This window comes from Nostoc sp. UIC 10630, from assembly GCF_010747425.1.
In the GTDB taxonomy this organism is placed as follows: domain Bacteria; phylum Cyanobacteriota; class Cyanobacteriia; order Cyanobacteriales; family Nostocaceae; genus Nostoc.
In genome coordinates this window covers 1-11447 of sequence record NZ_JAAGOG010000222.1, presented here as the reverse complement: position 1 = coordinate 11447, position 11447 = coordinate 1, and the positions used below count along the sequence as shown (strand labels likewise).

The window sequence follows — 11447 nt, the reverse complement described above, 5'->3', positions numbered from 1 at the left end:
ATTCTGAAAAGTAGTAGACGTTCAATTTAACGTTTTACCATTTTTCTTTTCCTAAGTTAATATTTCGGACAAGTCTAATACCAATGGTCAGGCTATTTCCGTTGCAAATAAATTTAAAAACCTTAATGTAAATTTAGAAAGCAAGGCGCTGAAAGAAGCTGCGAGTCTTGCCAAAGCCGAGCAAAAAGCCTTGAAATTTGGTATGACCTTTCCTGGTGGCACCCACGATTTATGGATGCGTTATTGGCTGGCGGCTGGTGGTATCAATCCAGATCAAGATGTGGTTTTATCACCTGTACCACCACCACAAATGGTTGCAAATATGAAAGTCGCTACTATTGATTCTTTCTGTGTGGGAGAGCCTTGGAACGCTCAATTGGTCAACCAAAAATTAGGCTATTCAGCTTTAGTTACAGGCGAATTGTGGAAAGATCATCCAGAAAAAGCCTTTGGAATGCGGAAAGATTGGGTTGATCAAAATCCCAATGCTGCACAGGCATTGTTGATGGCAGTACTGGAAGCTCAACAATGGTGCGATCGCGCCGAAAACAAAGAGGAAATGTGCAAAATTTGTTCTGACCGTAAATACTTTAACGTTGCTGTTGCAGATATTTTAGAAAGGTCTAAAGGCAATATTGACTTCGGCGATGGACGAACTCAGCAAAACTTTTCACATCCGATGAAGTTCTGGGTAGATAATGCTTCCTATCCTTACAAGAGTCACGATGTTTGGTTTTTAACAGAAGAAATTCGCTGGGGCTATTTACCAAAAGATACTAAGGTTCAAGAAATAGTTAATCAAGTGAATAAAGAGGACTTGTGGAAAAAAGCAGCTAAAGCTCTTGGTGTTGCTGATTCTGAAATTCCTAAGAGTAGTTCTCGTGGAGTTGAGACTTTTTTCGATGGTGTAAAATTTGACCCTGAGAAACCAGAAGAATATTTGAAAAGTTTGAAAATTAAGAAGGTTTAATGAAGCGTTTAGGCACAATCAGGCATCCCCAGCAAAATCCTAGTTAGTAGTGAGAAATTTGTCGTTCATAGCAAGGTTTATTAGGACTAAATCACTTACTATAAACTTCATTTTTACGCTTGGCTACATAAAGACAATTGGAGAAAAAACGTAATGGCAGCTATCCTTGGAAATCGCAATATTAGAAAAAATAACCGCAAACATCTCAATAAATTAGTTTCGCAAAAAATTGTGCCGCCACTGATAGCATTAGCTGTATTTCTAGTGATTTGGCAACTAGTTTGTTTAACTCCTAACTTTGGTTTACCTGGCCCAATAGAAACATTTTCAGAAACTTGGAATCCTTTTATCATTGATCCATTTTTTGATAATGGTGAAAGTGATAAAGGTTTGGGCTGGCAAATACTTAGTAGTTTGGGAAGAGTCGCTTTAGGTTTTTCGCTAGCAGCAATTGTTGGCATTGCATTGGGAATTTTCGTTGGTGCTAATAAGTTACTCTATAATGCCGTAGATCCAATATTCCAAGTGTTGCGGACTGTACCGCCTCTAGCATGGCTGCCAATTTCCCTGGCAGCGTTTCAACAAGCGAATCCTTCAGCTATTTTCGTAATTTTCATTACATCCATTTGGCCGATTGTGATCAACACCACGGTGGGCGTGCAACAAATTCCTCAAGACTATGTAAACGTAGCTAGAGTTTTACGTTTGAAAGGAGTAAAGTATTTCCTAAAAGTTGTGTTTCCTGCCACTGTTCCTTATATATTCACAGGGTTACGCATTGGCATTGGTTTATCTTGGCTAGCAATTGTTGCAGCAGAAATGTTAGTCGGCGGCGTGGGAATTGGTTCATTTATTTGGGATGCTTACAACACAACTACAGAAACTAACTTAAGCGAAATTATCCTCGCACTAATTTATGTTGGTTTAGTCGGCTTACTGCTAGATAGATTGGTTGGTTTTATAGCTAGCAAAGTTGTCCCAGAGTAGAGAATGGGAAATGGGGAGTAGGGAATAGGAAATAAGTTACTTCCCCATTACGAATTACGAATTACGAATTAAGAATTACGAATTACAAATTAAAAATGATTACTTTTGTTGAAGTTGACCACATTGACCGTGTATTTGAACTTCCGAATGGCGGCAAATACATTGCTCTAAAAAATATTGATTTGAAAATTCAACAAGGTGAATTTGTTTCACTAATTGGACATTCTGGTTGTGGTAAATCTACTTTGCTCAATATCATTGCAGGTTTAGATAGAGCGAGTGTTGGAGGTGTGACCTTAGAAGGGCGAGAAGTTAGAGAACCCAGTCCAGATCGAATGGTTGTCTTTCAAAACTACTCTTTGCTGCCTTGGTTAACAGTACGGGAAAATATTGCCCTAGCTGTGGATGAAGTGTACAAGAGTAAGCCCAAAAGCGATCGCCGAAGCATTATCGAAGAACATATCGAGATGGTAGGGCTGCGTTTGGCAGCTAATAAACGTCCTAGCGAGTTATCTGGGGGAATGAAACAACGGGTAGCGATCGCTCGCGCTTTAGCAACTCGTCCCAAGTTATTACTGCTAGACGAACCCTTTGGGGCGTTGGATGCTCTAACACGGGGTAGTTTACAAGAGCAACTGATGAAAATCTGCAACGAACACAGCGTTACCTGCGTGATGGTGACACATGACGTAGATGAGGCGCTTTTGTTGAGCGATCGCGTCGTCATGCTCACTAATGGACCAGAAGCTCATATCGGGCAAATTCTCGAAGTGCCAATCCCTCGCCCGCGTCAACGCTTGGAAGTCGTCAAACATCCCAGCTACTACAGTCTGCGGAATGAAATGATTTACTTCCTCAACCAACAAAAGCTGGTTAAGAAACGCAAAGCACAGCAGACTTCAGCACCAGTAGCCATATCCCGCAACGGCTTAGAAAAAGTCAATTTAGAAATTGGCTTTATGCCTCTAACTGATGCTGCACCTTTAATCGTTGCTCAAGAAAAAGGCTTCTTTGCCCAGTATGGTTTAGAAAATATCACCCTCACTCGTGCTAATAGCTGGAAGGAAATAGCTCAAAATGTTGTTACTGGCAGATTAGACGCCGCCCAAATGTTGGCGGGAATGCCCTTAGCCCTAACTTTGGGTGCTGGTGGTAAAAAACCAATTCCTATAATTAATGCCCTAAATATCTCTCGCAATGGGAACGCCATCACCTTAAGCAAAAGATTGTATACCCAAGGTGTCAGAAATCTGGCAGACTTAAAAGTAGCCATTAACGCTGCTCCCGACCAAATTTTGACTTTGGGTGTAGTTCATCCAACCTCTATGCTGAACCTAATTCTGCGTTATTGGCTGGCGGCTGGTGATATAGATCCTGATCGAGATGTCAGCTTAAGGGTGATTCCACCAATGGAAATGGTTTCTCAACTCAAAGCCGGAAATATTGACGGTTACTGTGCTGGAGAACCCTGGAACTATCTTGCTGTTCATCAAGACTTAGGCTTTGTTGCCGCCACAGCTTTGGAAATTTGGTCAGGACAGCCGAAAAAAGTTTTGGGAGTGCGGGAAGATTGGGCGCAGAAATACCCAGAAACTTATCTTGCTCTGCTTAAAGCACTGTTAGAAGCTTGTAAATACTGTGACGATTTCCGCAACCGTGAAGAAATTTTAGAAATACTCTGCCGTCCTGAATACTTAGACATAAATCCTGTATATGTTCGTCCTGGTTTCATTGATTGCTATGATCGCGGGGATGGTACAGAACCACAAGAATTCAAAGCATACAACCAGTTTTATCTCAATCAAACCAACTATCCCAACCGCACTGAAATTTTGTGGATGACCACTCAGCTAGCACGTTGGGGATTAACACCCTTTCCGAAAAACTGGGTAGAGGTAATTGAAAGAGTCTGCCGCACAGATATATTTGGTGCTGCTGCACGCGAACTAGGCTTACTCGATATCGGAGAAGATGACCCTGTTCACTTATTTGATGGGAAAGTTTTTAACCCATCAGAGCCAATAGAGTATCTCAAAAGCCTAGAAATTAAACAGCAAATACGTATTGAAGAAGTATTTATTTAGTCATTAGTCATTGACCATTTGTGACTGACAAATAACAAACTACCCATAGATAAACCCACGATGCAAATAGTAAACAGAAATACCCAGATCAATCAACTGCAAACAAAAAAAGCAGAAAATTTTTTGGTGATTGAAGGTGTAAGCAAAATTTATCCAACTTCTGAAGGTCCTTACACCGTACTGGATGGAGTTGACCTGGAAGTGCAAGAAGGCGAATTTGTTTGCATAATCGGTCACTCTGGCTGCGGCAAATCAACTCTGCTCAACATGGTTTCCGGGTTTAACACTCCCACAGATGGTATTATCTTGCTGCAAAACAAACCAATCACAGAACCAGGCCCAGACCGGATGATGGTATTCCAAAATTATTGTCTACTCCCTTGGCTGAGTGTCTTTGATAACGTTGATCTGGCTGTTGATTCGGTATTTCCTAAAAAACCCCAGGCAGAAAAACGGGCGATCGTCAGAGAACATTTGGCAATGGTGGGACTCACAGAAGCAACTGATAAGAAACCCAATCAGCTTTCTGGTGGGATGAAACAGCGAGTTGCGATCGCTCGCGCCCTTTCCATCCGTCCGCAAGTTTTAATTCTTGATGAACCCTTTGGGGCATTAGATGCCATCACAAAAGAAGAATTACAAGAAGAACTTCTGCAAATCTGGCGTGAGCATCAAGTCACCGTACTAATGATTACTCATGACGTTGATGAAGCGCTTTTCTTAGCAGACAGAGTTGTGATGATGACTAACGGCCCATCTGCTCACATTGGTGAAATCGTCAATATTCCCTTCTCCCGTCCCCGCAATCGTCGCCGCATTATGGAAGATCCAGAATACTACAACCTGCGAAACTACGCTCTAGACTTTCTCTTTTGCCGATTTGCTCACGCTGACGAGTAAGCTCGACTTTATCCAAAATTAAGAACTTGGCTTTCCTTATCCGACAAAAATCCTGGTTTTTTGGCAAATACTTTTTCCATTTCACTGATTTACGCTCAAGTCCAAAAACTAAAACTAGCGTCCCGCAATGGTTTCGGCGTCGGGTTTTGGGTTGCGTAAAAATGGATAAAGTCGAGCTAGAACGACGTTATTGCCTGACAGCAAGTATTCATTCGGGTTTGGTGCGCCAACTGACCTGGCACTACCGATAATTGCATCTTATCGGGTATTTTTGGACAAGGACTATAAATGGATTCTGCCGTTTAACGAATTTGCTGAAGATTTCCTCCAACACTTGTGGACGAACTATTTCCGTAAATATTTGGTGTCGGAGAAAACAGCAGGGAATACAGTCGGTACAAAAATCATAGGAACTGGGTTTTGAATTTCATACGTTGAGTTAGTGTATGCTTGTTAATGTATAAATCTAATTCTATTTTACGTTCAAATGTCTATTCCTGAAATTACCCAAAAACTTTTAACAGCCAAAGAAAACAAAGGGCTGACTTTTGCAGAATTAGCAGAAGTTCTGCAATGTAACGAAGTATGGATTGCCTCTGTAATTTATCGCCAAGCGAGTGCTTCACCTGAAGAAGCAAAGTTATTAGTTGATACATTAGGGCTTGATATAGACGATGCTAAAGAACTGAGTAAATATCCGATAAAAGGTAGTGATGCTGTTGTTCCAACTGACCCTTTTATTTATCGGTTCTATGAAATTATGCAGGTGTATGGACTTCCACTAAAAGATGTAGTTCAAGAAAAGTTTGGTGATGGAATTATGAGTGCTATTGATTTTACTTTGGATGTAGACAAGGAAGAAGACCCAAAAGGCGAACGCGTGAAAATTGTTATGTCAGGTAAATTCCTCCCTTACAAAAAATGGTAATTTTCAATTATGACCCAAGATTGGGAATCAACTTAACCGGAACATGATCTTAGCAAGCTTCCCAAACCCTTGAGTAAAGGCATACTCAATCTCTGCGGGATCACAAATCTCTGTTAGTTTGCATTTCAGCCCAGGAAGTTCTCTAACCTCAATACAGATATTTACATATACATCTTTAACTTCCACATGGAATAGTCCAGCATTTATGTTTAAAAAATCACCTGTTAGCATTGAACAGTAAGTTAAGGATTCTTTCCATTGTGATTTGTACTTCACTCGAAAATAATTATCGCCTAAATTCTTTTTGAACTTAGATGACTTTTCCTGTGGTTTTGGTTCCCAGAATATACTATTCTCCAACTGCCCAAGAGCTTCTATTGTCGTTACATTAGTCGCCACATTGCTACTGCCTTGTTGTTTTAGCTTTTTCTGTTCAACAAAAGACATAGCCAGGATGCGGTTTTTATGTCGCTCAAAAGCTTCCTTGTACAATTCCCATGCTTTTTTGGTAATTGCTGATTGGGATGGCTCAACCATTTTAACGATTTCGCGCCAATCACCAAGAGTAAATCTAGTAATATTTTCAATAAAAGCGATGAAAATGGCGCTATAAATTTTAGTGGGACTCGCACCCCGTAAACCTTGCCTTCTCATCTCATCAGTAACTAAGTCTAATCTGTAAGTAGAAACAGGAATATAATTACGAGAAAATTCCGCAGCCAGGGCACGAGAATGTTCTAAGCTCCAGGCGCAAATAACTGTACGAAGATTTCGTGCATATCTAAAGTAATTCTCAAGGATTTCACTAACCCCAATATGGCTAGTAACGGCAATCGCTAGCTCTTTGGCTCTGAAATCCCCACGAGATTTTGCAACTCCAAGAGTAGAAATAGTTTGATTCGTTGCAAATAATCGAAAGGGCTTAATTTTTGTTTAAGTCTGGTGATAAAAGTCACAACTACTTTTGGGAATTATAAACTGGACAACCTTTGTTGAGGGTTACTGGCCTTCAGCTATCTGCACGGAGACAAGAAATGCAGCAAACTACGATAAGGCAGCAATTCCTACCCAAGCTGGATCGTCCATTTATAATAGCAGCACTGACCATTCCTATTGTTCACCTCGGACTTGGATACATAGGTTTATCCATGACGTTTGTCGGTGGTGCATCAGCATTTTGGCCTTCATTCGGTGTGTTTTTAGCAGGAATGTTATTGGTAGGCTATCGGATCTGGCCCATCATATTTTTGAGTGATTTTATTGTTAGTTATATTTTCTTTTTTAAAAACAATGCTTTAATTAGTACTATCATTCCGGCTATCAACTTAATTACTCCTTTCGTAGCAACTTTTTTAATTCATAAGTTTATCAAGCGTCGCCATTTCTTAGAGCGTTCGCAAGACGTTTTTAAATTTATGGTTCTGACTATACCCAGCCCCCTAATCAGTTCCATCTTGGCTGCACTAACGCTTTGTATTAGCGGTATTGCACCTTGGTCAATATTTAGTAACATTTGTCGAACTTGGCTGACATCAGACAGCACAGGTATTTTAATTGTTACACCTTTAGTGCTGGCATGGTTGCAAAAATCTCCATCGCCGAGAAGCTTCCATCGGCGACAAATTATCGAACTTGCATTCGTCTTATTGTCAATGATGGCGATTGTTCGGGTCGCTTTTTCAGGGGGATACCCAATTGAATACATGATCATTCCGCCGTTAATTTGGACGGCATTTAGATTTGAGGCGCGGATATCGACTCTAGCTGTACTTATTATGTCAGCAATCGCGGTTTTTGGTACTGTTAAAGGCTTTGGTTCATTTGCCAAACAACTCTCACCTAATGAATCGCTCATCTTGTTGCAATCATTCATTTGTGTAATTGCTATCACTACCTTTGTGATCTCTGCGGTAACTAGTGAAAACCAAAGATCAGCAATGATACTGCGGCAAACCAATGATGAACTAGAGCGACGAGTTGAAGAACGAACTGCCCAACTCAACGAAGCAAAAACTGTTGCTGAAGTTGCCAATCAAGCCAAAAGTGAATTTCTCGCCAACATGAGCCACGAATTACGAACTCCACTAAATGGCATCCTCGGTTATACTCAAATTTTACAACGGACTGAAACCTTGTCCGACAAAGGATACAAAGGAATTGAAATTATCCATCAATGTGGCTTTCATCTATTAACTTTAATTAATGACGTGCTGGATTTGTCTAAAATCGAAGCCCGCAAAATGGAGTTGCATCCCATCGATTTCCATTTGCCTTCGTTTCTGGAAGGAGTAGTCGAAATCTGTCGGATTAAAGCCGATCAAAAAGTTATTTCCTTCACGTATCAGCCCGACTCTCAACTCCCGGTTGGTATCCACGCCGATGAGAAAAGACTGCGGCAAGTTCTGATTAATCTTTTGGGTAACGCAGTCAAGTTTACAGATAAAGGAGGGGTGACTTTAAAAGTAAACGTTATTAATCATTCGTCCAGGGTCAGTAGTCAAGAAACACAACAAACAACTAATTATAAAATTCGTTTTCAAGTAGAAGATACAGGGGTTGGGATGACATCGACGCAATTACAGAAAATCTTCCTTCCCTTTGAGCAAGCAGGAGACATCAAACGACAATCTGAAGGAACAGGTTTGGGATTAGCTATTAGTCAAAAAATTGTTTATCTCATGGGTAGTACTTTGGAAGTTGAAAGTCAAATTGGTCAAGGTAGTATTTTCTGGTTTGAAGTAGAGTTACCAGAAGCAAAACAATGGGCTGCAAGTTCCAGAGTAATGCAACAAGGAACTATTACAGGCTATCAAGGCAAAAAACGCAGCATCTTAGTAGTAGATGACAAGTGGGAAAACCGTTCGGTAATCCTTAATTTATTAGAACCAATTGGATTTGAGTTAATAGAAGCGAGTAATGGACAAGAGGGGATTGATCGGGCTGTTACATCTCAACCTGACTTGATCGTTACTGATTTAGTTATGCCTGTAATGGATGGCTTTGAGCTGATTCGGTACATCAAGCAATCTGCTCAGTTAAAAAACGTAGTAATAATTGCTTCTTCTGCAAGTGTGTTTGACAGCGATCAAAATCGGAGTTTAGATGTTGGTGCGGATGCTTTCTTATCTAAACCTGTTGAAGCTGAAGTTTTGCTGGAATTACTTCGATTAAAATTAAATTTGGGATGGATTTATGCACCAGAATCGGAAGTTGATTCCAAGTGCAATCAAACTCATATTCAGTCAGCTTCTCAGAATCTATCTTTACCTTCGATTGAGATTTTGACTAACTTGTATGAGTTAGCAAAAGATGGCAATGTGGATGGGATATTGGATGAAGCCAATAACTTAAAGAGTAATTATCCTGTTTATTTTGATTTTACTCAAAAAGTAATCCAACTTGCCGAAAATTTCCAAATCAGAAAATTGCTAGAGGCATTAAATCAATGGATAGACCAGTCTAAATAAACTGTAAATCATCCTTAATAAGATTTTTCCTCTTGTTAATTCATTTTATAAACAATATTTGATAACCATGAAAAGCCCTGATTTTGTGTTAATCGTTGATGATAATCCAACTAATTTGTCAGTATTATCACAAGCGCTAAAAAGTGCAGGTTTCGCGGTTAGAGTTGCCGAAGATGGAGAAAGTGCGATCGACATGGTACGGCATAAACCACCTGCTCTAATTTTGTTAGATGTGCAAATGCCGGGAATAGATGGGTTTGAAACTTGCCAGAAACTTAAAGCTGATCCATTAACGCAAAACATCCCCATTATTTTTATGACAGCCTTGGCTGATACTGGAAATATGGTGAAAGGGTTCTCGTTAGGAGCCGTTGATTACATTCCCAAACCCTTTGAACAAGCAGAAGTGATTGCCAGAGTGCGAATCCATTTGCAACTGAAGCAATTGACCGATAATCTGGAACAAATGGTTACAGAGCGAACGACAGCGTTACAGAAGGCACAAGTGCAACTGGTGCAACAAGAAAAGCTTTCAATGCTTGGTCAATTGGTAGCAGGTGTAGCACATGAAATGAATAATCCCATTAGCTGCATTGTTAGCAATATTCCTCCTGCTCAAGAGTATATTGCTGATCTGACTCATGTCCTGCAATTATGTCAGGAAAATTATTCCCAACTACCGCCTGTCATTCAGAATGCGATCGCTCAAACAGATTTAGACTTTCTCTTAGAAGATTTGCCCAAGCTCCTCAATTCCATGCAGATTAGCACAGAACGAATTAAAGAAATATCCGTGTCGCTGCGAAACTTTGCCCGGACTGACACATCGGTAAAGGTTAAGTTTGATGTTCATGAGGGACTTGACGATACATTATTAATCCTGCGACATCGTTTTAAAGGGTTGGGACAGCGACCTGAAATTAAAGTCGTCAGAAACTACGCTTCCTTACCAAAAGTTGAGTGCTATCCAGGACAACTCAATCAAGTGTTCATGAATCTAATAGCTAATGCTGTAGATGCTTTAGAAGATGTTTGGCAGCAGGGTAAGCGAGTCAATGATTCCCTAGCAATCAGCATCTTTACAGAGATGTCCAGCCCTGGATATGTAACGATTCGGATTGCCGATAATGGTATTGGCATGACAGACGAGGTGAGGCGAGAAATTTTTAATTATCTATTTACAACAAAAATAGTTGGTAAAGGTACTGGACTGGGATTGGCGATCGCTTATCAAATTGTAGTAGAAAAGCATGGTGGAGTAATGGAGGTTAATTCCATAATCAATCAAGGAACTGAATTTGCAATTATGTTGCCTTTGTAGGACTTATATAGTCAACTCTCACAACCCACACCATCACCATCTCTATCAAACCCGTGCGGGTCTGGTGGAATCACTCTCTTCTCTGCGGTAGGGAATATCAGAGCAATTCAAGCCTGCCGAATTGGGTGGAATGTAAATATCTGGGTAAGACGGATCGCACTGTTGCACTTGCGGCGATCGGTTCGTTGTAGGCTGAGTATTTTTCTTACCCCGCCGGAAATCCCAAGGCATCACCGACTGCGATTGATTCCAAAATCCCAACTCTTACTTTATCCCCAGATTTCCTTACTCAGCACGCATCATCAGCAACTATGTTCTGTGTGCCACCAAGGAAGAAGCTCAAAATCGCGGATGCTGTCTATGGATGCGGTAGTACTTGGGGTTGCCTAGTAAGTCATTTAATCTGAAATACTTCCTCTCAATCACTCTTCTTCATCTGTCACATCACTATATGCTGAATTGTCCACTGCTAATACAGGCTTGCCCATAGCAGCTTCAATTTTGGCAATTATCATCTGTTGACGCGATGCCATGAAACTCTCAAAGTCGTCCTCTCAAACTGTTACTGCTCCATAATGAATACGCTGCTGATGAGAGATTTTGAAAAGTGTATTAGTTTTAACTATAAACCCTTAGTAAAATTAAGAAATATTATGTTTAGGTAAAGATTTGGAAAAAGATGTAAATTCATCTATCTAAAGGGGTAGATTTAAAATAGTTAAAAAAAGTTTATAACCAATGCTTAAAAGTCTCAATTTCTGAATATTTTGACCTCAAAAACTATTTAGTG

The 11447-nt window shown here is 40.3% G+C and carries 9 protein-coding genes and 2 pseudogenes; 8 read left to right on the top strand and 3 right to left on the bottom strand.

The window, feature by feature from the left end; all coding sequences use genetic code 11:
* Positions 1-76: 76 nt before the first annotated feature.
* The 6 genes and pseudogenes from G1O98_RS32270 to cynS all read left to right on the top strand — a co-directional run.
* A pseudogene (locus tag G1O98_RS32270) lies at positions 77-970 on the top strand (CmpA/NrtA family ABC transporter substrate-binding protein); the annotation flags it as partial.
* 153 nt (positions 971-1123) lie between these two features.
* Positions 1124-1957 carry a nitrate ABC transporter permease gene (gene ntrB, locus G1O98_RS32265; protein WP_163937073.1) on the top strand — a complete coding sequence of 278 codons (834 nt, stop codon included), beginning with the start codon at positions 1124-1126 and terminating at the stop codon, positions 1955-1957.
* A gap of 95 nt (positions 1958-2052) precedes the next feature.
* A complete protein-coding gene (locus tag G1O98_RS32260) occupies positions 2053-4041 on the top strand; it encodes a nitrate ABC transporter ATP-binding protein (protein ID WP_163937069.1) in 1989 nt (662 codons plus the stop codon).
* Between the two features lie 60 nt (positions 4042-4101).
* Positions 4102-4941, top strand: coding sequence for a nitrate ABC transporter ATP-binding protein (locus tag G1O98_RS32255; RefSeq protein WP_163937066.1), 840 nt, complete (start codon positions 4102-4104; stop codon positions 4939-4941).
* Between the two features lie 184 nt (positions 4942-5125).
* Positions 5126-5347: pseudogene (locus G1O98_RS32250) on the top strand (abortive phage infection protein); the annotation flags it as partial.
* A gap of 81 nt (positions 5348-5428) precedes the next feature.
* Entirely contained in the window at positions 5429-5869 is a 441-nt protein-coding gene (gene cynS, locus G1O98_RS32245) for a cyanase (protein ID WP_163937063.1), read from the top strand.
* A gap of 27 nt (positions 5870-5896) precedes the next feature.
* Here the strand turns inward: cynS and G1O98_RS32240 are convergent, their stop codons facing one another.
* Positions 5897-6523: a hypothetical protein gene (locus G1O98_RS32240; RefSeq protein ID WP_163937060.1), complete on the bottom strand. Its 627-nt coding sequence runs from the start codon at positions 6521-6523 to the stop codon at positions 5897-5899.
* A 380-nt stretch (positions 6524-6903) separates the two neighbouring features.
* On the opposite strand from G1O98_RS32240, the gene G1O98_RS32235 reads away from it, so the two are divergent.
* Together G1O98_RS32235 and G1O98_RS32230 are read left to right on the top strand one after the other, a co-directional pair.
* On the top strand, positions 6904-9336 hold the full coding sequence (locus G1O98_RS32235; RefSeq protein WP_163937057.1) for an MASE1 domain-containing protein: 2433 nt from the start codon (positions 6904-6906) through the stop codon (positions 9334-9336).
* Between the two features lie 67 nt (positions 9337-9403).
* Positions 9404-10657: a response regulator gene (locus tag G1O98_RS32230; protein WP_163937054.1), complete on the top strand. Its 1254-nt coding sequence runs from the start codon at positions 9404-9406 to the stop codon at positions 10655-10657.
* Positions 10658-10668: 11 nt separating this feature from the next.
* Here the strand turns inward: G1O98_RS32230 and G1O98_RS41260 are convergent, their stop codons facing one another.
* Positions 10669-10731: an excalibur calcium-binding domain-containing protein gene (locus tag G1O98_RS41260; protein WP_235116343.1), complete on the bottom strand. Its 63-nt coding sequence runs from the start codon at positions 10729-10731 to the stop codon at positions 10669-10671.
* Positions 10703-10918, bottom strand: a complete 216-nt coding sequence (locus tag G1O98_RS32225) for a hypothetical protein (RefSeq protein ID WP_228058599.1) — start codon at positions 10916-10918, stop codon at positions 10703-10705. Before G1O98_RS32225 ends, G1O98_RS41260 begins: the two co-directional genes overlap by 29 nt.
* Between the last annotated feature and the right edge of the window lie 529 nt (positions 10919-11447).

Coding starts and splice junctions, on each gene's coding strand:
- ntrB (WP_163937073.1), top strand. CDS start 1,124: ATGGCAGCTATCCTTGGAAATCGCAATATTAGAAAAAATAACCGCAAA.
- G1O98_RS32260 (WP_163937069.1), top strand. CDS start 2,053: ATGATTACTTTTGTTGAAGTTGACCACATTGACCGTGTATTTGAACTT.
- G1O98_RS32255 (WP_163937066.1), top strand. CDS start 4,102: ATGCAAATAGTAAACAGAAATACCCAGATCAATCAACTGCAAACAAAA.
- cynS (WP_163937063.1), top strand. CDS start 5,429: ATGTCTATTCCTGAAATTACCCAAAAACTTTTAACAGCCAAAGAAAAC.
- G1O98_RS32240 (WP_163937060.1), bottom strand. CDS start 6,523: ATGAGAAGGCAAGGTTTACGGGGTGCGAGTCCCACTAAAATTTATAGC.
- G1O98_RS32235 (WP_163937057.1), top strand. CDS start 6,904: ATGCAGCAAACTACGATAAGGCAGCAATTCCTACCCAAGCTGGATCGT.
- G1O98_RS32230 (WP_163937054.1), top strand. CDS start 9,404: ATGAAAAGCCCTGATTTTGTGTTAATCGTTGATGATAATCCAACTAAT.